Genomic DNA, 20522 nt, shown 5'->3' with positions numbered 1-20522 from the left:
GCGATGAATCAGCGCGATACCGCCTTCGCAGATATCAATGCACGCGTCGCCGACGACGCCGTTGCCACGCCGCAGCGCCACGTCGGCCGCGCCATGCAGCGCCTCGAAGATCCGGCGATTCTCACGGGCCGCGGCCGTTACGGCGATGACATCGCCGTGAAACCAGGCACGCTGCACGCCGCGATCCTGCGCTCGCCGCACGCTCATGCCGACATCGTTTCTATCGACACGGACGCCTCGTTGAAGCTGCACGGCGTGCATGCGGTGCTCACGCGCGACGATCTGCGTGCGTGGTCGCGTCCGTTCGTCGTCGGCGTGAAATCGCCGATGGAACAGTGGGCGCTCGCCATGGACCGCGTGCGCTATGTGGGCGAGCCGGTCGCGGTCGCCATCGCGGATTCGCGTGCCCTCGCGGAAGACGCGCTCGATCTCATCAAGGTCGAATACGCGACGCTCGATCCGGTCACGTCGATCGAGCAGTCGGTGCGGGACGACGCGCCGTTGCTGCACGAGCGCGTCGGCAGCAACGTCGTCAGCGACCGGCATTTCCGCTACGGCGAGCCGGAAGCGGCGTTCGAGAACGCGCCGCATCGCGTGAAGCTCGTCGCGCAGTATCCGCGCAACACCTGCGCGCCGATCGAGTGCGGCGTCGTGATCGCCGAATATCTGTCGGGCGACGAAGGCTACGACGTCACGTCGAACTTCATGGGGCCGTTCTCGCTGCACGCCGTCATGGCGATGGCGCTGAACGTGCCAGCGAACCGTCTGCGTCACAAGGCTCCGCGCGATTCGGGCGGCAGCTTCGGCGTGAAGCAGGCCGTGTTTCCGTATGTCGTGCTGATGTGCCTCGCGTCGCGCAAGGCGGGCGCGCCGGTGAAATGGGTCGAGGACCGGCTGGAGCACCTGAGCGCGGCGACCTCCGCGACGGCGCGCCTCTCGACCATCGAGGCGGCGGTGCAAAGCGATGGCCGCATCGTCGCGCTGTCCTACGACCAGCTCGAAGACGTCGGCGGTTACGTGCGCGCGCCGGAGCCCGCGACGTTCTACCGGATGCACGGCTGTCTGACGGGCGCGTATGCGATCCCGAATCTGCTCGTGCGCAATCGGGTCGTGCTCACGAACAAGACGCCGACCGGCCTCGTGCGCGGCTTCGGCGGACCGCAGGTGTACTTCGCGCTCGAGCGGCTGATTCAGCGCATTGCCATCGAACTGAAGCTCGACGTGCTCGACGTGTATCGCCGCAACTTCGTTCCCGCCGATGCGTTTCCGTATCGCGCGGCGGCCGGCGCGCTGCTCGATTCAGGCAACTATCAGGAAGCGCTGCGCCGCTCGATCGACGAAGGCGGCTACGCCGAACTCGTCGCACGCCGCGATGCCGCGCGCAGGGAAGGGCGGCTCTTCGGCATCGGCTTCGCGGCGATCGTGGAGCCGTCGGTATCGAACATGGGCTACATCACGACCGTCATGCCCGCCGACGCGCGCCGCAAGGCCGGGCCGAAGAACGGCGCGATCGCGAGCGCCACAGTCAGCGTCGATCTGCTGGGCGGCGTCGTCGTGACGATCGCATCGACGCCCGCGGGGCAGGGGCACATGACGGTGTGCGCGCAAGTCGTCGCCGATGTGCTCGGGCTGGACCCGAAGGACATCGTCGTCAACGTCGAATTCGATACGCACAAGGACGCGTGGTCCGTCGCGGCGGGCAACTATTCGAGCCGCTTCGCGGGCGCGGTGGCGGGCACGGTGCATCTGGCCGCCACGCGCGTGCGCGAGAAGCTGTCGCGCGTGCTCGCGAAGCAGTTCGGCTGCTCGCCCGACGAGATCCGCTTCGAAGGCGCGCGCATCTTTCCTGTGCACGCCGAGGATCGCGCGCTGCCGTTCGCGCGCGCCGCGAGCAATGCGCCGCACTGGGCGCCCGCGCTTCTGCCCGAAGGCGAGGAGCCGGGCCTGCGCGAGACCGTGTTCTGGTCGCCGCCGCACATGGACGCGCCCGACGAGGCCGACCGCATCAACACGTCGGCGGCGTATGGCTTCGCGTTCGACATGTGCGGGGTCGAAGTGGACCGTGCGACCGGGCGCGTGCGGATCGACCGTTATGTCACCGTGCACGATGCCGGCACGATCCTCAATCCCGCGCTCGCCGATGGCCAGATTCGCGGCGCGTTCGCGCAGGGCGTCGGCGCGGCGCTGATGGAGGAGTTCCGCTACGGCGCGGACGGCAGCTTCCAGTCCGGCACGCTCGCCGACTATCTGATGCCGACGACCTGCGAAGTGCCCGATCCGGTGATCGTGCATCTGGAGACGCCGTCGCCGTTCACGCCGCTCGGCGCGAAAGGGCTCGGCGAAGGCAACAACATGAGCACGCCGCCGTGCATCGCGAACGCGGTGGCCGATGCGCTCGGCGTCGAAGACATTCGCTTGCCGCTCACGCCGTCCAAGGTCATGGCGATGATCGGCATCGACGATCCGGAGCCGTCGCGCCCCGAATATCGCGAAGCGCCGGCGGCGAAGCCCGCGACGCCGGGCGGCGGACGCGCACTGACGGCGCAGGGAAGCGTCGATCTGCCCGCGACGCCGGAAGCCGTGTTCGCCGTGCTGCTCGATCCGAAGGCGCTCGCTAACGTGATTCCGGGCTGTCATGCGCTCGAAGAAACCGCGCCGAACCAGTATCGCGCGGACGTGACCGTGGGCGTCGGCCTCATCAAGGCACGTTTCGAGGCGCGCATCGGCTTGTCGGAGATCGACGCGCCGCATCGTCTGCGGCTGGCGGGCGCGGGCACGTCGCCGCTCGGCAGCGCGCGCGGCAGCGGTCTCGTCGAACTGAAGCCGCAAGGCAGCGGCACGCGGCTCACGTACGACTACGAAGCGCAGGTGTCGGGCAAGGTCGCCGCGGTCGGCGGCCGCATGCTCGAAGGCGCGACGAAGGTCGTGCTGAATCAATTGTTCGAATCGCTCGGGCGGCAGGCGGCGGGCAAGCCGGTGCAGACGCGCGGATCGTGGCTCGCGAGATTCCTCGCACGTTTCAGGAGGCGCGCATGAAGCCCGTAGCGTTCGATTATCTGCGCGCGCCGACCACGCAGGACGCGCTCGACGCCCTTGCGCAATACGGCGAGGACGCGCGCGTGCTGGCGGGCGGACAGTCGCTGATGGCCGTGCTCAACATGCGGCTCGCGCAGCCGAAGATGCTCGTCGATATATCCCGCACCGCCGAACTCAGTGCCGTGCGCATCGACGAGAAAGCGGGGCGGCTCGTCGTGAGTGCGGCCGCGACGCAAGGCAGCGTCGAATGGCGCGCGACGCTCGCAGAAGAAGTGCCGCTGCTCGCGATGGCCTTTCCGCATATCTCGCATTTTCAGATCCGCAATCGCGGAACGGTGTGCGGATCGATCGCACATGCGGACCCGAGCGCGGAACTGCCGCTCGTGCTCTCGGCGCTCGGCGGCGACGTGATGCTGCGCTCGAAGAAGAAGCGGCGCACGCTCGCCGCGCAGGATTTCTTTCAGGGCATGTTGATGACCGCGCGCGAGCCGGACGAACTCGTCGAAGCGGTGCGCTTTCCGCTGCGAAAAGCTGGCGAGCGCTACGCGTTCAGCGAATTCTCCGCGCGTCACGGCGATTTCGCGATCGTCGCGTGCGCGGCGGTCGTATCGGACGATGCGATTCGCATCGCGGTGGGCGGCGTCGCCGACAGGCCCGTGGTCGAAAGCTGGCCGCGTCTCGCAGGCGACGACCTGGGCGGCGCACTGAACGATTTGAGCTGGAAACTGAACGCGCAGGACGACGCGCATATCAGCGCGAAATATCGCCGGAATCTGGTCCGGCAACTCGGATGGCGTGTGATCGAGGAGGCGAAGTGAGCGACATGTCGGCAAACATCATGCGGCGGGACGAACGGCAGCGCATCGCGCTGACGCTCAACGGCCGCGAGCGCAGCGGCCATTGCGAGCCGCGCGAACTGCTGTCGGATTTCATCCGGCACGAACTGGGCGCGACCGGCACGCACGTCGGCTGCGAACACGGCGTCTGCGGCGCATGCACCGTGCACGTCGATGGCGTTGCGGCGCGCGCGTGCCTGATGCTCGCGGTGCAGGCGGACGGACGGCGTATCGATACCGTCGAAGGTCTCGCGCCCGAGCAGACGCTCGGCGACCTGCAGCAGGCGTTCCAGCGGCATCACGCCTTGCAGTGCGGCTTCTGCACGGCGGGCATCCTCATGTCGTGCGCGGATTATCTGCAACGCGTGCCGAATCCGACCGAGGAGCAAGTGCGCGAAATGCTGTCGGGGCATATCTGCCGCTGTACGGGCTACACGCCGATCGTGGCGGCGGTGCTCGACGTGGCGGCGCGCCGCCGGACGCAAGCGGACACGAGCGAGGTCGAACATGCTTGATCTCGGCCGCACCTTTCTGCAAAGCGTCGAGCGCAGTCCGAACGCGCTCGCGCTCGTCGATGGCGAACTGCAACTGACCTATGCACAGTGGCATCGCGTGATCCTGAATGTCGCCGATGGCCTGCGCGCGCTCGGTCTCGAACGCGGCGACCGGCTGCTCGTCGTGCTGCAGAACCGCTGGGAAATGGCGACGCTGCATTGGGCGGGACAATTCGCCGGCATCGTGATCGTGCCGCTCAACTGGCGCGCGAAGCCGGAGGAACTCGACTATTGCGTGACCGATGCCGGCGTGAAGGCGATCGTCTACGAGCCCGTTTGCGCCGATGCCGTCATCCAGAGTCCGGCTGCGCAGAACGTGCCGCGCATCGGCCTCGACGATGCGCCCGGCCGCAACCTGGGCTTCGATGCGCTCGTTGCCGACCGCAGCGAAGCGCGCCACGACGCGACGACACGCGCCACCGCCGACGACATCTCGCTGATCCTCTACACGTCCGGCACCACCGGCAAGGCCAAGGGCGTGCCGCGGCGTCATCGTCACGAACGCGCGGGCGCGCTCGCGCATGTCGCGCAGAACCTGTATCGGCGGGGCGAGAGAACGCTCGGCGTGATGCCGCTCTATCACACGATGGGCGTGCGCTCGCTGCTCGCGATGGCGCTCGTCGACGGCCTGTTCGTCTGCGTGCGCCGCTGGAACGCGAAGCTCGCGCTCGAATCCATCGCCGCGCACGGGCTCACGTGCCTCTACCTCGTGCCGACGCTCTATCACGACCTGCTCGCCGACAAGACGTTCGCGGCCACGGACACGTCGTCGGTCAGGAAGCTCGGTTTCGCGGGCGCGCCGATGAACGACGGCCTGCTCAAGCGCCTGTCCGCCGCCTTCGAGCCGGAACTCTTCGTCAATCACTATGGCTCGTCCGAGGTCTATACGTTCAGCATCGATCAGGACGCGACGAAGAAGCCCGGCAGCGCGGGGCGCGCGGGCATCAACACGCGGCTGCGCGTCGTGAAGCTGGATGCCGTATCGCCCGATCAGATCGCCGCTGCCGGCGAGGAAGGCCAGATCATCGCGGACCTGCTCGGCGACGAGGCTTTCGAAGGCTACTGGAATCGCCCGGACGCGAATGCGAAGTCGCTGCGCGAAGGCTGGTACTTCACCGGCGACACCGGCTACTTCGATGCCGACGGCGACCTGTACGTCACCGGCCGCGTCGACGACATGATCATCAGCGGCGGAGAAAACATCTCGCCCGTGGATATCGAATCGGTGCTGTCGCTGCATCCGGCCGTCGACGAAGTCGCGGTCGCGGGTGTCAAGGACGAGCGATGGGGCCAGCGCGTCGTCGCGTTCATCAAGCGCCGCGAGTTCGTCGATGCAGAAGCGCTCGACGGCTGGTGCCGTCAGTCCGATCTCGTCAACTTCAAGCGGCCGCGCGAATACGTGTTCGTCGACGACATACCGAAGTCTCCGGTCGGCAAGATCCTGCGCCGCAAGCTGCAGGCCGGCGAATACGCGAGCGAGACCCACGCAACCTCTACAGAGACCACCAAGGAGTAACCGAACATGAGCGATTTGAACCATCGCGGCCAGACGCTGCTGCAAGACCTGGACGGCTTTTCAGTCGAGATCGACGCCGCCCGCGAGCGCGCCGACATCATCCTGCATCGCCCGCCGTTCAACGTCATTTCGATGCACGCCCGCGACCAGTTGCGCGCTGCATTCGAGGCGCTCGACGAGGACGACCGCGTGCGCGTGATCGTCGTGCGCGCCAAGGGCGAGCACTTCTCGAGCGGCGGCGACATCAAGGGCTTTCTCGAGGCATCGCCGGAACATGTGTCGAAGCTCGCGTGGAATATCGCGGCGCCCGCGCGCTGCTCGAAGCCGGTCATCGCGGCCAATCGCGGATTCTGCTTCGGCGTGGGCTTCGAGTTGTCGCTCGCGTGCGATTTCCGCATCGTCACCGATACGACGTTCTATGCGCTGCCGGAGCAGAAGCTCGGGCAGATTCCCGGCTCGGGCGGCTCGGCGCGCTTGCAGTCGATGGTCGGCATCGGCCGCACGAAGGACATCGTGATGCGCTCGCGCCGCATTCCCGGCAAGCAGGCGTACGAATGGGGCATCGCGGTGGACTGCGTGGCCGACGCGGAACTCGAATCGGCGACGGATGCGCTCGTCGACGAACTGCGCGCGTTCTCGCCGCTGGCACAGCGCACGGCGAAGAAGCTGCTGAACGACTCGGAAGACGCGCCGCTTTCGATCGCGATCGAACTCGAAGGCCATTGCTATAGCCGCCTGCGCTCGTCGGACGATTTCCGCGAAGGCGTCGAAGCGTTCCACGGCAAGCGCAAGCCGGTGTTTCGCGGGTCCTGATCCCGCGCTTTGCACAATAAAAGGAGACAGGCGATGGAGCGCTTCGATGTCGTGATCGTGGGCGGCGGCTCGGCGGGATGCGTGCTGGCGCATCGGCTGTCGGCGGTGCCGTCGCTGCGCGTCGCGCTGATCGAGGCGGGCGCGGATACGCCGCCCGGCGCCGTGCCCGAGGCCATTCTCGACAGCTATCCGATGCCGGTCTTCTGCGGCGATACCTACATCTGGCCCGACCTGAAAGCGAAGGCCACGAAGGATGCCGCGCCGCGCGTCTACGAGCAGGGCCGCGTGATGGGCGGCGGCTCGAGCATCAACGTGCAGTCGGCCAATCGCGGCCTGCCGCGCGATTACGACGAATGGGCCGCGAACGGCGCCGATGGCTGGGCGTGGCTCGACGTGCTGCCGTACTTTCGCAAGCTCGAACGCGACGTCAACTTTCCCGACGGCGAGATGCACGGCAGCGACGGCCCGGTGCCGATCCGCCGCATCATGCCCGACGACTGGCCGGCGTTCTGCCACGCGTTCGCAAAGGGTCTGCGCGAGAACGGGGTCGCGCAGTTGCAGGACCAGAATGGCGAGTTCGGCGACGGGTTCTTTCCCGGCGCGTTCTCCAATATCGACGATCGGCGCGTGTCCACGGCCATCGCCTATCTCGACGAGGCCACGCGCAGGCGTCCGAATCTCGCGGTCTACGCGAAGCTGCGCGTGGAACGCATCGTGATGGACGGCGCGACGGCGCGCGGTGTCGTCGCGATTGCGGAGAACGGCGAGCGCGTTCAGTTCGATGCGGACGAAGTCGTGCTGAGCGCGGGCGCGCTGCAGTCGCCGGCGATGCTGATGCGCGCGGGCATCGGCGATGCGCGCGAGCTCGCGGCGCTCGGCATCGCGTGCGAAGTGGACTTGCCGGGCGTCGGACGCAATCTGCAGGATCATCCGTCGCTGACGTTCTGTCATTTTCTCGAGCCGCGCTTTCGCATGCCGCTCGCACGACGCCGCGCCAGCATGATGGCCGCGCGTCTGAGTTCCGGCGTCGCGGGCTGCGATGCCTCGGACCTGTATCTGTCGAGCGCGACGCGTGCGGCGTGGCATGCGCTCGGCAACCGGCTCGGACTCTTCTTTCTGTGGTGCAACCGGCCGTATTCGCGTGGCCGCGTGCAGCTTGCATCGCCCGATGCGGCCGCCGCGCCGCGCGTCGATCTCAATCTGCTCGACGACGAACGCGATGTGCAGCGCCTCGCCGCGGGCGTGCGGATTTTGGCGAGCGTGGTCCACGCATCGGGACTCGGGCGCAGTTCGCGCGACTTCTTTCCGGCGGCGTTTTCTGCGCGCGTGAAGGCGCTGAGCCGGGTCGGCGAGGGCAATGCGCGCCTCACGTCCGTTCTCGGCGTGCTGCTCGATGCGCCCGCGCCGGTGCGCCGTTTCCTCATCGAACGCTTCTTCACGCGCGGACTGAAGATGGACGCGCTGCTCGCCGACGACCGCGCGCTCGCCGCGTTCATCCGCGCGAACGTGTTCGGCGTGTGGCACGCGAGCGGCACATGCCGCATGGGCGGCGCGGAGGATCGCGATGCCGTCACGGATACCGAAGGGCGCGTGCACGGCGCGCGCGGCTTGCGCGTCGTGGATGCATCGCTGATGCCGAGGCTGCCATCGGCCAATACGAACATACCGACCATCATGATCGCCGAGAAGATCGCCGACGCGATGGTCGCGCAGCGAAGCGCGAGCATGGCACCGCCGCTCGCCGCCGCGTACTGACACTGCTCGAGCAATTTCGTTTTTCAATCGTAACAAGAGCACGCATCCATAAAAGCGTGCCTGCGGTAATCCAAAGGAGATACACATGTCCGTAGCAGCGCAAGACGGAGCCGCCGTGCTTCCGGCAAATCAGCGGCAGATCATGGGTGCAGTGATGGCGTCGTGCATCGGCTGGGCCCTCGATCTGTTCGACTTGTTCGTGTTGTTGTATGTGGCGCCGGTTGTCGGGCGTCTGTTCTTCCCGTCCGAACACGCGATGCTCTCGCTCGCGGCGGTCTACGCTTCATTCGCGGTGACGCTGCTGATGCGTCCGCTCGGCTCCGCGCTCTTCGGCTCGTATGCGGATCGTCGCGGCCGCAAGGGCGCCATGATCTTCGCGGTCGTCGGCGTCGGGTTGTCCACTGCGGCTTTCGGCGCGCTGCCGACGGTCGCGCAGGCCGGCATCGTCGCACCGATCCTCTTCCTGCTGCTGCGTCTCGTGCAGGGCGTGTTCGTCGGCGGCGTGGTGGCGTCGACGCATACGATCGGCACCGAATCGGTCGCGCCGAAATATCGCGGCGCGGTGTCGGGGCTGATCGGCGGCGGCGGCGCGGGACTCGGCGCGCTTCTGGCATCGCTCACCTTTCTCGCGATGTCCGCGCTCTTTCCCGGCGATGCTTTCGTCGTGTGGGGCTGGCGCTGCATGTTCTTCACCGGGATCGTGAGTTCGGTGCTCGGTCTCTTCGTCTTCAACAGTCTCGAAGAGTCGCCGCTGTGGAAGAAGCTCGCCGCCGAAAAAGCCGCGAAGGCCGCGGCGAATACCGAGCGCGCAAAGGCCGAAGTGGTGCGCTCGCCGATCCGCACGCTGTTCTCGCGCGAGTACCGCGGCGTGTTGTTCGTGAATCTCCTGCTGACCATCGGCGGCGGCAGCGGCTACTACCTCACGTCGGGCTATCTGCCGACGTTCCTCAAGGTCGTGAGCCACGCGCCGAACGGGGCGGCCGCCGCGATCCTAATGATCTGCAGCGTGGCGGTGGTGATCGCATCGGTTTTGGCGGGGCATCTCAGCACGTTCATCGGGCGCAAGGGCGCGTTCATCTGGATCGGCATCATCCGGCTCGTCGCCTTGCCCGGCCTCTTTCTGCTGTTGCCGACGGCAGAAAGCATCACGATGATCGGCGTCTATGCGGTGTTGCTGTCCGCGCTCGGCAGCGCCGGTTACGCGCCCATACTGATCTTCCTGAACGAGCGCTTTCCGACCGCGATTCGCGCGACCGGAACGGGCCTCTCGTGGAACATCGGCTTCGCGATCGGCGGGATGATGCCGACCTTCGTCTCGCTCGTCGCGAAGGATGCGAGCCAGTTGCCGTCGACGCTCGCGATTTTCGTCGGCGCGATCAGCGTGATCTTTCTCGTCGGCGCGTTCGTGGTGCCGGAGACGCTCGGCAAGCTCGAGAACGGCAACGCGGGCAGTCCTTCGTGACCTTCACGGCGCGCGTCATTCCGGCGCGCGCGTCGTCACGCGTCCGATCTCCTCGGCGATGATCGCGATCAATGCCTCGGCGGCCGGCCCGATCGGCCGCTTCGGATGCGTCACCTGAATGATGTGGCGCACGATGGGCGGCGCCGAGATCGTGCGTATGCGCAAGCGGCCTTCGTCCGCTTGCGCCTGCACCACGACGCGCGGCAGGATCGTCGCGACGCTGCTCTGCTCGACGAACTGCACGATGGTACTCAGCAGATCGATCTCGAACTTCGGCTGGATGACGACATCGGCCGCCATCAGGGCGGCATCGAGCGCGCCGCGCAGACCGTTGCGCCGCGTAGGCAACACGAGCTCGATGTCCGGCTGCCCGGTCAGATCGATCGTGCCGGGAAGCTCGGGGCCGTGCAGCGCGCTCGTCACCAGCACCATTTCTTCGACGAGCAACGGCTTGACGTCCAGCATCAGGCGTCCGCGCGGCTTGTTGATGATGGCCGCATCGAGCCGGCCCGATTCGACGGCGTCGATCAGTTGCGCGCTGAAGCCATCGGCGACGGATACTTCGACTTGCGGGAAAAGCGCATCGAAGCGGGCGAGCGATTCAGGCAATACGCTCTGCGCTTCCGACGAGACCATCCCAAGCGACACGCGGCCCGTCACGATGACATCGCGACGGCTCAGGTGCTCCCTTGCGTGGTCGATGTCGCGCAGGATCGGCGTGTAGAGGCGGTACATCAATCGTGCGGCTTCGGTGGGCGCCATGCCGTGCGGCCCGCGCTCGAAGAGCTTCTGCCGGATCTCGGATTCGAGTTTGGCGACCTGCATGCTGAGCGCCGGCTGCGCAATGTTCAGCCGCTTTGCGGCACGCGTGACGGTGCCTTCCTCGAAAAGCGCGATGAAGTACTGAATCTGCTTCAGTTCCATGAGACGGGGTGTGCGGGACGGTCCGTGAACATAGTACCGCGCGCCGTCTTTCAGGGGGGCGGCGTCGCGTCGCCAACCGGAGAATCGAGTCGCCGGTTGCCTGCAACGAGACCGCCCCGGCCGCCGTCAGCTCATCGCGATGACGGCGATCTCCACCAGCAACGCAGGCGACGCGAGCTTCGCTTCCACGGTCGCACGCGTCGGCGCGCAGCCTTCGGGAACCCACGCATCCCACACTTCGTTCATGCCCGCGAAATCACGCGCGATGTCCGACAGCCACACTTGCGCCGACACGAGACGGGTCTTGTCGATGCCCGCCTTGTCCAGGAAGCCATCGATCTTTTCGAGCACCTTTGCCGTCTGCAGCTTGATATCGGGCGTCTGATCCGCGGACGTCTGCCCGCCGATGAACACGAGTCCCGCCGCCTTCACGACGCGGCTCATGCGCTGATTGGTGTCGATGCGAACGATATCGCTCATTACTTGTTCTCCTTACGAAAGGGTTGGGGAATACGGATCAGTGCGTGACGAGCGGCAACGCATCGGCGGCTGCCGACGTGGCGCGCGCATGGAAACGGTCGATGGCGAATGCATCGAGCGACAGCGACGGCTCGCCGTCGAGCATGAGTTCGGAGACGAGCTTGCCGCAGCCCGGCCCGAGCTGAAAGCCGCTGCCGCAATAGCCGAACGAGTAGTACAAATTCGACGCCGTGCGGCTTGCCGAAATCACCGGCAGTTCGTCTTCGGTAAATGCTTCGACGCCCGCCCACGCGCGATTCACGCCGAGATGACGCAGATGCGGAAAAAGATCCGTGACCGTCTGCGCGCTTCTCACGAGGCGCATGAAATCGACTTCGCCGTGACGGTTCGCCAGTTCCGCGATGCCGATCAGCTTGCCGCCGATCACGACCGTGCCGTTGTCGAATTGCTTGAAGGACAGCGGACGGCCCGTCGCGCCGAGCGTCGCGCGGCAGAAGGGCGCGACCCGGTGCGTGACCATCAGCATCAGGCCTTCGGGATGCACGGGCACCGGCTCGCCCGCCTGCTTCGACAACTCGCCGGACCACGCGCCCGACGCGATGAGCATCTTCTGCGCGCCGAACGTGCCGCGCGGCGTCTGCGCGAACCATCGCTCGCCGCGCTGTTCGATGCGTCTCACCGGCGTGCCTTCCAGAAAGCGCACGCCCAGACGTTGCGCCGCGAGCCTGAAGGCAGTCGTCGTGCGGTACGGCAACGCGTAGCCATCGCGCTCGACCCAGATGCCGCCGGTCACGTGCCTCGCGAGCGCCGGTTCCAGTTCGAGCACGGTTTCGCGATCGATGATCTTCTCGTGCGTGAAGCCATGCGACGCCAAAAGCGCGACGCGTTCGCGGCAGGTTTCGAGCTCGGCTTCCGTTTCCGCGATCTTCAGTTGCCCCGACGGCACGAAGCCGCCATCCTCGCCCAGCAGATCGGTCATGCCGTGCCATATTTCGCGCGACATCAGCGCGAGCGGAATTTCGGGCAGCGGACGCCCGAGCGTGCGCACGCCGCCCGCGTTGACGCCCGACGAATGACGCGCCACGTAATCCGCTTCGAGCACGATGACTTTCACGCCGCGCTTCGCCAGATGCAACGCGCTGCTGGTGCCGTGCAGACCGCCGCCGACGACGATCACATCGGCTTCGCTGATTTCATTCACCGGCGAGTTCTCCGAGCGTGAGCGGTTTGATCGGCGGCCGAATGCGGTAATAGCCGACCTCGGCAGGCGACACGCGCCGCGCATCCGCGATGACTTCCGTCACCGTCAGCCCGCACATGCGGCCCTGGCACGGTCCCATGCCGCAGCGCCCGAACGACTTCGCCTGGTTCGGCCCGACGCAGCCCAGCTCGACGAACTTGCGCAACTCGCCCGCGGTGACTTCCTCGCATCGGCAGACGATGGTTTCGTTCTTCGGAATGCGGTTCACATCGCGCGGACGATACAGCGAATCGAGGAACGGACGGATGCGCAGGGCGCCCGCGAGATCGCGCCTGAGCGCCATCGCTTCGAGGTCGCGCTTGCGGGTATCGATCGCGCCGAGCTGCGCCGCCACCGCGACGCCCGCGAGCGCGCCCTGCAAGGCCGCCGCCTGCGCGCCGCCGATCCCCGCGCCGTCACCCGCGACGAAGATGCCGGGCACGTCGAGCTCGCCCCATGCGTCGGTCTTCGGCGTGAAGCAGAGTTGCGCGTTATCCCAGCGATGCGTCGCGCGCAACGCCTGCGTGAACTGCGTATTCGGCACGACGCCCTGATGCAGCAGAATCACGTCCGCTTCGATGCGGTGCGCCGCGCCCTGCGTCGTGAAGCCGAGCGCGCTCGCATGCTCCACGCCGTCGGCGCCGGTGCGCGATTCGACGCGCAGGTCGTCGGCGGCCTCGAACATCGGCACGCCCGCTTCGCGCAGCGTGCGCATCAGCTGCAGTCCTTTGCTGAGATACGGCCACGCGCGCAAGGCCGACAGCATGTGACGCTTCGCGCGCCAGCGGTCTTCGTGGCGCGTCGTGTCGACGAGCGCGCGAATCGGCACGCCCGCGCGGATGTACTGCCAGCCGAGCAGATAGAGAAGCGGTCCGCATCCCGCGAGAATCGGCGGCGCGGCAGGCACTTCGCCCGCGCTCTTGAGCAGGATTTGCGCGGCGCCCGCCGTCAGCACGCCGGGCAGCGTCCAGCCGGGAATCGGGAAAGGCCGCTCCATCGCGCCGCTCGCGAGAATCACTCGCTGGGCGTCGAAGCTGCCGATCCTGCCGTCCTTCAGATAGTTGATGCCGCGCTCGCGCGTGACCTGCCACACGGTCGCGCCCGTCAGATGCCGCGCGCCCGATGCCGCGAACGCCTGGGCGATCGCGCCGCCCGCCGCGTAATCGGGACCGAGAATCTCCTTGCGGCGCGCGTCCGCCCGGCCGATGCCGCGATAGATCTGTCCGCCGGCGGCGTCCTGTTCGTCGATCAACACGGTCTTGAGGCCCGCGCGCGCGGCACGCGTCGCGGCGCTCATGCCCGCGGGACCGGCGCCGATCACGACGACATCGACAGCTTCGGCATGCGACGAAACGAGTTCAGCGGCCATGTGCGTTCTCCAGCGATGCGTCGGCGGTATCGGTTCCGATCGAAGGGGGCAGATCGCGCGCGCCTTCCTGCGACCGGATGCGCATGCCGGCTTTCACTTCGACCATGCAGCTCTGGCGGCTCGGCACGCCGTCGATCTCGACGAGGCATTCGAAGCACGCGCCCATCATGCAGTAAGGCGCGCGCGGTGCGCCCGAAACCGGCGTCGCGCGAAACCGCGACACGCCCGCCGCGAGCAAAGCCGCCGCGACGGAGCGTCCGCCTTGCACGGTCAGCGCCCGGTCGTTGAAGAAGATGTCGATGCTCGCGCCGTCCGCGCCCGGCAGCGGCTTGAAAAGCGTAGGTGTCGATGAAGTCATGTCGTGCGTGCTCAATGTGCGGAGATGAGTTCTTTGGCGTGCTCGAAGCGGCGCGCGGAGAAGGTGGGCAGTTCGTCGGGAACCGGTGCGCCGAGAATCCACGGGGCGATGCGCATGGCGTGCGCGGCGGCGAGCGTCACGCCGCTGTGGCAGGTCACGACGAACGCGCCGGGATGCCGCTCCGACTGGTCATAGACGGGAAAGCCGTCGGGGCTGTAGACGCGCAACGCGGCCCACATGCGGACGAGGCGCACATGCTCCAGCAGCGGGAAGGCGCGCACCGCACGCCGGGCGATATCGGCGAGGACGGGCGTGGTCGTGAAATCGTCGAAGCCCACTTCTTCCATCGAATCGCCGAATTGCAGGCTGCCTTCGTCGGTCTGACGCACGTTGAGCGTCGGATAGTGCAGGAACGGCGCGACGCGCTCGCTTACCAGCACTTGTCCGCGATTGGGCGCGACCGGCGCATTCAGCCCGACGAACGGCGCGAGCGTGCGATTGCCGAGACCCGCCGCCAGCACCACGCGTCCCGCGCGATACGTGCCGCGCTTGCCCTGCACGACGAAGCCGTTCGCTTCGGGCACGATGCGCTCGGCGCGCTCGCCGGAAACGAGGCGCACGCCGCGCGTCTGCATCGACGTATGAAGGCCGCGCAGCAGTTTCAGCGGATTCACTGGCCGTCCATCGGCGTATAGCTCGCGCCGATCACCTTCGGCCCGACTTGCGGAATGCGCTCGCGCACTTCGGCGCCGGTGAGGATCTGATACGGGTAATCGCCGAGTTCGGCTTGCAGCGTCGAAAGGCGCTTTTCGCGGTCGGCGAGTTCGGCGTCGTTGAAGCAGAAGTGGAAGCCGCCGGGCTGGCGCAGCGCCACATCGACGCCCGATTCGGCGTGAAGCGACTCCGCGAGCGCAGGCCAGCGCACCGCCGACGAACGCGACCAGCGCGCATACGGCGACAGGCCGTAGCCCTTGCCCTGAATCCACACGAGGCCGAAGTTGCCGCGCGAGGCACGCAAGCCGCCGTCGTCTTCATCGAGCACGGTCACGCGCGCGCCTTCGCGGGCGAGACCGTAGGCGACGGCGGATCCGACGAGGCCGCCGCCGAGAACGAGTACGTCGGGACTAGCAGAAGTCATCGGGCTTCTCCGATCAGAATACGGTCGAGTCCGACCATGCGGTCGAGCAGAATCATCAGGAGCACCGTGCCGACGATCAGCACCGCCGAGACGCTCGCGACCAGCGGATCGATCGTCTGCGCGATCTGGTTGTACATGGCGACCGGCAGCGTCGTGGTGCCGGGCGTGGCGACGAAAATCGTCATCGTCAGTTCGTCGAAGCTCTGGATGAAGGACAGCACCCAGCCGCCCGCGACGCCGGTGCGGATCATCGGCAACACGACGCGGCGAAACGCGGTGAAGCGGCTCGCGCCACAGGACAGCGCCGCGCGTTCGGCATCGCGGTCCAGGCCGACCGCCGACGAGAGCGCGAGCCGCAGCGCATACGGCAGCACGATCACCACATGCGCGCACACGAGCGACCAGAACGATCCCGACAGGTTCAGCATCGACAGGAAGCGCAGGAACGCGATGCCGAGCACGACGGCGGGAATCATCATCGGCGAGAGGAAGAAGCTCGTGAGCGCGGCGCGGCCGGGAAAGCGGTAACGCGCGATCGCCAGCGCGGCCGGCACGGCGAGCAGTACGCCGATGGTCGCCGCCGCGAACGCGAGCTTGATCGACAGCCAGAACGCCGACACGATGTCGCCGTTCTCGATGATCGCGTGGAACCAGCGCAACGATGCGCCGTCGAAGGGCATCGAAATGAAGCCCTTGTCGGTGAACGAGACGAGCATCACCACGACGAGCGGCGCGAGAATGAAAGTCAGGAAAAGCGCGTTGAATACGAGCGCGAGCGGGCCGTTCTGCTTCATGTGCGTGTCCTCGCGGTCAGTCGAAAATATGCTTGAAGCGGCGCTCGGCGAGACGGCTGCATCCCATTACGATGGCCACGTTCGCGATCAGCAGCAACACGGCGATGCTCGCGCCGAGCGGCCAGTTCAGCGTGCCGAGAAACTCGTCGTAGGCGGCGGTCGCGACCACCTTGAGCCGCCGTCCGCCAATGAGCGCGGGCGTGGCGAACGCCGACGCCGACAGCGCGAAGACGATGATCGATCCCGACAGCACGCCCGGCATGATCTGCGGCAGCACCACGCGGCGAAACACCTTGAGCGGCGATCCGCCGAGCGAGCGGCCCGCCCATTCCACTTGCGGGTCGAGCTTCTGCATGTTGGCCCAGACGGACATCACCATGAACGGCACCAGCACGTGCGTCAGCGCGATGATCATGCCGGTCATCGTGAAGACGAGGCGGATGGGTTCCTCGGTGATATGCAGGGCTTGCAGCACGTTATTGAGCACGCCGTTGTTGCCGAGCAGAATCTGCCAGCCGAGCGTGCGCACGACGACCGAGATCAGCAGCGGCCCGAGCACGATCAGCAGACACAGCGATTGCCACGGCTTCTTCATGCGCGCGAGGATGATCGTCTCCGGCACGCCGAGCACGATCGACAGGAGCGTCACGCCCGTTGCGAGGCCCGCCGTGCGCAGAAAGATCGTGCCGTAGTACGGGTCGCTCACGACTTCCCAATAGTTCGACAGCGTGAACGCGCTGGTGATGCCGGCCGTATCGCTGAAAACGCGGAAGGAGAGGACGAGCGTGAGGATCAAGGGCACCAGCAGCAGGCCGGTGAACAGCAGCAGCGCGGGGCCGGACAAGAGCCACGGCGCAGCGCCGGGGCGAGCGTCGTCAAGCGTGGCCATGCAGCGTCTCCTTGCCGTCTTGCGTGAGCACGCGCAGGTCGTCGTCGGTCCAGTCGAGACCCACTTCGTCGCCTTCTTGCGGCGGCGGCGCGCCGTGGTTCGGCTGCGCGATGCGCAACTTGCCGAGCGCCGTCTCCACTTCGAGCAGCCATTGATTGCCGATGAACACACGCGTCGCGATACGTCCTCTGATGCGCGCATCGCCGTTGGCGAGATGCACTTTCTCCGGGCGAATATAGACATTCACCGCGCCATCGACGTGACGGCCTTCGTGCGGCACATGCAGTTCCGTCCCGGCGACGTTCACGACCGCGCAACGCGGATTGCGCTGCAACACTTCGCCCGCGAACGCATTCGTGCGGCCGAGAAAGGTCGAAGCGAAGGGCGTCGCCGGACGCTCGTACGCATCGTAGGGCGTGGAGAGTTGCGCGATCTTGCCGCCATGCATCACCGCGATGCGGTCGCTCATGGTCATCGCCTCGACCTGATCGTGCGTGACGAGGATCGTCGTGATGCCGAGACGCTTCTGGATCGCGCGCAATTCGATGTGCATTTCCTCGCGCAGCTTCGCGTCCAGATTGGACATCGGTTCGTCGAGCAGCAACAGTTCCGGCTGCATGGCGATGGCGCGCGCAATCGCCACGCGCTGCCGCTGCCCGCCCGACAGTTCCTTCGGATAGCGATGCCCGAGGCCCTTGAGCCGCACCAGAGCGAGCGCCTCCTCGATGCGCTCTTCGCGCTCGCGGCGCTTCACCTTGCGCATCTCCAGCCCGAAGCCGACGTTGCCCGCCACCGTCATGTGAGGAAACAGCGCGTAGCTTTGAAACACCACGCCGATGCCGCGCTTCTCCGGGCGCTCGTTGGTGATGTCGCGGCCATCGAGCAGGATGCGGCCGCTCGTCGGCGTGACGAAGCCCGCGACCATCTGCAGTGTCGTGGTCTTGCCGCAGCCGGACGGACCGAGCAGCGAGAGAAATTCGCCGCGTTCGACGGACAGATCGACATGTTCGATCGCCGTGAAATCGCCGTAGCGTTTGGAGATGCCCTGAAGCGTCAGGAATGCCATGCGCGTGACTCCTTCGACAGATGCGGATGCGCGGCTTTAGCGCTCGACCGAACGGTTCCAGCGTTCCGTCCATTCCGTGCGATGCTGGTTGATCGTCGCCCAGTCGACGGCGGTGAGCTTCGACACCTGCTCGGGACCGTAAGGCACGCGCGCGGCGACTTCCGGCGCGAGCTTCACGGTCTTGTTGACCGGCCCGAGACCGATGTTCTGCGCTTGCAGCAGTTGCACTTCGGGCGTCAGCAAGTATTGAACGAATTCCTGCGACAGCTTGGGCTGCGCGTTTTCCGCGAGCACGCACGCCGCCACTTGCAGCGCGACCGCGCCTTCCTTCGGATAGACGAACTTGAGCGGAAACCCGGTGTTCTGCAACGCGACCGCGCGACCGCTGCCGTAGGGCGCGAGAATCACGTCGCCGGATTGCATCTGGCCATCCATTTCGCCGGGCGTCGGGGCCCACGAGAGCACATTGGGCGCGACTTGCTTGGTCATCGCCGTGAAGCCGGGATCGATGTTCTTCTCGCCGCCGCCCGAGAGACGCGCGAGCATCACGAGGGTATGCAGGCCGTAAGTGTTGGTGATCGGCGGAACGCCGAGCTTGCCCTTGATGCGCGCATCGGTGAGCACTTTCCACGAGTCCGGCGGCGGCAGGCCGGCCTTCTTGAACGCTTCCTCGTTATAGCCGATGCCCGTCGCCACCATGCCGACGCCGATCGCCGTCGGGCCGAGTTTCGCGAGCGGATACACGTCGTTCATGATGGGCGCGTCGTCGAGCTTCGCGCACAGGTTCATCTGCATGGCCTGATACATCGGGCCGTCGTCCATCACCGCGACATTGATCTGCTGATGGCCCTTTTGCGCCTGCAACTTCGCGAGCGTGTCGCTCGAATTGCCCGCCACATAGACGACCTTCACGTTGTGCGCCTTCTCGAACGCCGGAATGATTTTCTGCCGATACAACTGTTCGTTCGAACCGCCGACATTGGCGACGTACAGCGTCGTGTCGGCCTGCGCGAGCATCGGCGCGGCAACGGCCGCCGAGAACGCGAGAGCGGCGATGACGCGACGTGCGGGAAGAGCGGACGGACGGCGATGCAACGCTTTTTTCATGACGAGGATCTCCATTGCGGGGGCGTGGGCGGGTGGGATTTGGAAGACATCTGGCCCATCGACGGATCGAGTGTCGCGCTGTCAATTCATATCGTCCAATACAAATAAAATACCTACCTATACATGGTTGATATACATTTCATCGTGTCATGGTGACTACTTAAGGGAAAGCGCGCATGAACCTGAAGCACATCGAGGCGTTTCGCGCGGTCATGGTTTCCGGGTCGATGACGGCCGCGGCCAAGGCGCTCTTCACATCGCAGCCGAACGTCAGCCGGCTCATTTCGCAACTCGAACGCGACACCGGTTTGCAGCTTTTCCAGCGCAGCGGCGTGCGTCTGATTCCGACCAGCGAAGGCACCGCGTTCTTTCGTGAAGTGGAGCGCGCGTTCGTCGGCTTGCAGGGTCTTGCGAATGCGGCGGCGCAGATCCGCAATCTCGGCAGCGGGCGGTTGCGCATCGCGGCGATGCCATCGGCCGGCATGACGCTCGTGCCCCATGCGATCAAGCGATTTCATGCGCTGTTTCCCGACGTGACGGTCTCGCTGCATGTCAATACGTCGGGGACGGTGAATCACTGGACGGCATCGCGCTTTTGCGATCTCGGGGTCGCGGTGTATGTGAGCGAAGCGTCCGATTGCGAGGTCGAGCAGTTATCGAACGTGGCCGCCGTGTGTGTGATGCCGGCGAATCATCGGCTCGCGGCGAAGCGCAACATTCGGCCGAAGGATCTCGAAGGCGAATCGTTCATCTCGCTCTGTCACGGCGATGGCACGCGCGCCGTGATGGATGAAGTCTTTCAGCGCGCGGGAGTGCAGCGCGTGCTGGCCATCGAGGCGCAATACACGGCCATGTGCTGCGAGATGGTTCGGCACGGCATGGGCGTGACGCTCGCGCATCCGATCGTGGCGCGAGACTTCGTCGGACCCGACATCGTCATCCGGCCGTTTCAGCCGGTCACGCGCTTTCCGACGTATCTGCTGTTTCCGCCGCATCGGCCGCGTGAGCGGCTTGCATCCGCGTTCGTGGAGGTCCTGCGCGAGCTGCACGACGAACTGCTCGATGGGATCGTCTAGCCGTCGAACGGTGCTCATCGGCTCGGCGTATTCACCGCAATCCTTTCACGAAGTACGCGGTCGCCTTTCGCAAGAATCTCGATACGGGGTCTTGCACTGTCCGGCCACG

At 66.3% G+C, this 20522-nt stretch carries 17 protein-coding genes and 1 pseudogene; 8 read left to right on the top strand and 10 right to left on the bottom strand.

The window, feature by feature from the left end; translation table 11 throughout:
- Positions 1-3 precede the first annotated feature (3 nt).
- The 7 genes from QCE49_RS21995 (at position 4) to QCE49_RS21965 (ending at position 9972) form a co-directional block, all read left to right on the top strand.
- Positions 4-3036: a molybdopterin cofactor-binding domain-containing protein gene (locus tag QCE49_RS21995; RefSeq protein WP_250457417.1), complete on the top strand. Its 3033-nt coding sequence runs from the start codon at positions 4-6 to the stop codon at positions 3034-3036.
- On the top strand, positions 3033-3854 hold the full coding sequence (locus QCE49_RS21990) for a xanthine dehydrogenase family protein subunit M (protein WP_250457418.1): 822 nt from the start codon (positions 3033-3035) through the stop codon (positions 3852-3854). The genes QCE49_RS21995 and QCE49_RS21990 overlap by 4 nt, the downstream gene beginning before the upstream one ends.
- 5 nt (positions 3855-3859) lie before the next feature.
- Positions 3860-4387 carry a (2Fe-2S)-binding protein gene (locus QCE49_RS21985; protein ID WP_085955302.1) on the top strand — a complete coding sequence of 176 codons (528 nt, stop codon included), beginning with the start codon at positions 3860-3862 and terminating at the stop codon, positions 4385-4387.
- Entirely contained in the window at positions 4380-5942 is a 1563-nt protein-coding gene (locus tag QCE49_RS21980; RefSeq protein WP_250436536.1) for an AMP-binding protein, read from the top strand. The genes QCE49_RS21985 and QCE49_RS21980 overlap by 8 nt, the downstream gene beginning before the upstream one ends.
- Before the next feature lie 6 nt (positions 5943-5948).
- Positions 5949-6755, top strand: coding sequence for an enoyl-CoA hydratase/isomerase family protein (locus QCE49_RS21975; RefSeq protein ID WP_250436534.1), 807 nt, complete (start codon positions 5949-5951; stop codon positions 6753-6755).
- A 33-nt stretch (positions 6756-6788) separates the two neighbouring features.
- Positions 6789-8510: a GMC family oxidoreductase gene (locus QCE49_RS21970; RefSeq protein ID WP_250457419.1), complete on the top strand. Its 1722-nt coding sequence runs from the start codon at positions 6789-6791 to the stop codon at positions 8508-8510.
- Positions 8511-8595: 85 nt separating this feature from the next.
- A complete protein-coding gene (locus QCE49_RS21965; RefSeq protein WP_250457420.1) occupies positions 8596-9972 on the top strand; it encodes an MFS transporter in 1377 nt (458 codons plus the stop codon).
- A gap of 15 nt (positions 9973-9987) precedes the next feature.
- Here QCE49_RS21965 and QCE49_RS21960 read toward each other — a convergent pair whose 3' ends face one another.
- The 10 genes and pseudogenes from QCE49_RS21960 to QCE49_RS21915 all read right to left on the bottom strand — a co-directional run bounded on the left by QCE49_RS21960 (position 9988) and on the right by QCE49_RS21915 (position 19337).
- Positions 9988-10896: a LysR family transcriptional regulator gene (locus QCE49_RS21960; protein WP_008348089.1), complete on the bottom strand. Its 909-nt coding sequence runs from the start codon at positions 10894-10896 to the stop codon at positions 9988-9990.
- 126 nt (positions 10897-11022) lie between these two features.
- A complete protein-coding gene (locus QCE49_RS21955; RefSeq protein ID WP_008348087.1) occupies positions 11023-11376 on the bottom strand; it encodes a RidA family protein in 354 nt (117 codons plus the stop codon).
- Positions 11377-11413: 37 nt separating this feature from the next.
- Positions 11414-12577: an FAD-binding oxidoreductase gene (locus QCE49_RS21950; RefSeq protein ID WP_250457421.1), complete on the bottom strand. Its 1164-nt coding sequence runs from the start codon at positions 12575-12577 to the stop codon at positions 11414-11416.
- Positions 12570-13985: an NAD(P)/FAD-dependent oxidoreductase gene (locus tag QCE49_RS21945; RefSeq protein WP_008348083.1), complete on the bottom strand. Its 1416-nt coding sequence runs from the start codon at positions 13983-13985 to the stop codon at positions 12570-12572. The genes QCE49_RS21950 and QCE49_RS21945 overlap by 8 nt, the downstream gene beginning before the upstream one ends.
- The gene (locus QCE49_RS21940) at positions 13975-14343 is read right to left on the bottom strand and encodes a (2Fe-2S)-binding protein (RefSeq protein ID WP_033536269.1); all 369 of its coding nucleotides are present in this window, start codon (positions 14341-14343) and stop codon (positions 13975-13977) included. Before QCE49_RS21940 ends, QCE49_RS21945 begins: the two co-directional genes overlap by 11 nt.
- An 11-nt stretch (positions 14344-14354) precedes the next feature.
- A pseudogene (locus QCE49_RS21935) lies at positions 14355-15481 on the bottom strand (NAD(P)/FAD-dependent oxidoreductase).
- Positions 15478-16275 (bottom strand): ABC transporter permease, encoded by a 798-nt coding sequence (locus tag QCE49_RS21930; protein WP_250436532.1) that lies wholly within the window; start codon positions 16273-16275, stop codon positions 15478-15480. Before QCE49_RS21930 ends, QCE49_RS21935 begins: the two are co-directional and overlap by 4 nt.
- 16 nt (positions 16276-16291) lie before the next feature.
- Positions 16292-17164 carry an ABC transporter permease gene (locus tag QCE49_RS21925; RefSeq protein ID WP_008348076.1) on the bottom strand — a complete coding sequence of 291 codons (873 nt, stop codon included), beginning with the start codon at positions 17162-17164 and terminating at the stop codon, positions 16292-16294.
- Positions 17151-18230, bottom strand: a complete 1080-nt coding sequence (locus QCE49_RS21920) for an ABC transporter ATP-binding protein (RefSeq protein WP_175980874.1) — start codon at positions 18228-18230, stop codon at positions 17151-17153. The genes QCE49_RS21925 and QCE49_RS21920 overlap by 14 nt, the downstream gene beginning before the upstream one ends.
- Positions 18231-18266: 36 nt before the next feature.
- The gene (locus QCE49_RS21915; RefSeq protein WP_008348073.1) at positions 18267-19337 is read right to left on the bottom strand and encodes an ABC transporter substrate-binding protein; all 1071 of its coding nucleotides are present in this window, start codon (positions 19335-19337) and stop codon (positions 18267-18269) included.
- A gap of 176 nt (positions 19338-19513) precedes the next feature.
- On the opposite strand from QCE49_RS21915, the gene QCE49_RS21910 reads away from it, so the two are divergent.
- Positions 19514-20413 (top strand): LysR substrate-binding domain-containing protein, encoded by a 900-nt coding sequence (locus QCE49_RS21910; RefSeq protein WP_008348071.1) that lies wholly within the window; start codon positions 19514-19516, stop codon positions 20411-20413.
- Positions 20414-20522 lie beyond the last annotated feature (109 nt).

This window comes from Caballeronia sp. LZ008, assembly GCF_031451435.1.
GTDB classification, from domain to species: Bacteria; Pseudomonadota; Gammaproteobacteria; order Burkholderiales; family Burkholderiaceae; genus Caballeronia; species Caballeronia zhejiangensis.
The sequence above is the reverse complement of the archived record's forward strand: the minus strand, read 5'-3'. Positions and strand labels throughout refer to the sequence as shown.

Excerpts from the sequence above, each read along its gene's own strand:
- QCE49_RS21930 (WP_250436532.1), bottom strand. The coding sequence starts at position 16,275 with ATGAAGCAGAACGGCCCGCTCGCGCTCGTATTCAACGCGCTTTTCCTG.
- QCE49_RS21920 (WP_175980874.1), bottom strand. The coding sequence starts at position 18,230 with ATGGCATTCCTGACGCTTCAGGGCATCTCCAAACGCTACGGCGATTTC.
- QCE49_RS21970 (WP_250457419.1), top strand. The coding sequence starts at position 6,789 with ATGGAGCGCTTCGATGTCGTGATCGTGGGCGGCGGCTCGGCGGGATGC.
- QCE49_RS21915 (WP_008348073.1), bottom strand. The coding sequence starts at position 19,337 with ATGAAAAAAGCGTTGCATCGCCGTCCGTCCGCTCTTCCCGCACGTCGC.
- QCE49_RS21910 (WP_008348071.1), top strand. The coding sequence starts at position 19,514 with ATGAACCTGAAGCACATCGAGGCGTTTCGCGCGGTCATGGTTTCCGGG.
- QCE49_RS21975 (WP_250436534.1), top strand. The coding sequence starts at position 5,949 with ATGAGCGATTTGAACCATCGCGGCCAGACGCTGCTGCAAGACCTGGAC.
- QCE49_RS21945 (WP_008348083.1), bottom strand. The coding sequence starts at position 13,985 with ATGGCCGCTGAACTCGTTTCGTCGCATGCCGAAGCTGTCGATGTCGTC.
- QCE49_RS21985 (WP_085955302.1), top strand. The coding sequence starts at position 3,860 with ATGTCGGCAAACATCATGCGGCGGGACGAACGGCAGCGCATCGCGCTG.
- QCE49_RS21960 (WP_008348089.1), bottom strand. The coding sequence starts at position 10,896 with ATGGAACTGAAGCAGATTCAGTACTTCATCGCGCTTTTCGAGGAAGGC.
- QCE49_RS21995 (WP_250457417.1), top strand. The coding sequence starts at position 4 with ATGAATCAGCGCGATACCGCCTTCGCAGATATCAATGCACGCGTCGCC.
- QCE49_RS21925 (WP_008348076.1), bottom strand. The coding sequence starts at position 17,164 with ATGGCCACGCTTGACGACGCTCGCCCCGGCGCTGCGCCGTGGCTCTTG.
- QCE49_RS21940 (WP_033536269.1), bottom strand. The coding sequence starts at position 14,343 with ATGACTTCATCGACACCTACGCTTTTCAAGCCGCTGCCGGGCGCGGAC.
- QCE49_RS21990 (WP_250457418.1), top strand. The coding sequence starts at position 3,033 with ATGAAGCCCGTAGCGTTCGATTATCTGCGCGCGCCGACCACGCAGGAC.
- QCE49_RS21980 (WP_250436536.1), top strand. The coding sequence starts at position 4,380 with ATGCTTGATCTCGGCCGCACCTTTCTGCAAAGCGTCGAGCGCAGTCCG.
- QCE49_RS21955 (WP_008348087.1), bottom strand. The coding sequence starts at position 11,376 with ATGAGCGATATCGTTCGCATCGACACCAATCAGCGCATGAGCCGCGTC.
- QCE49_RS21965 (WP_250457420.1), top strand. The coding sequence starts at position 8,596 with ATGTCCGTAGCAGCGCAAGACGGAGCCGCCGTGCTTCCGGCAAATCAG.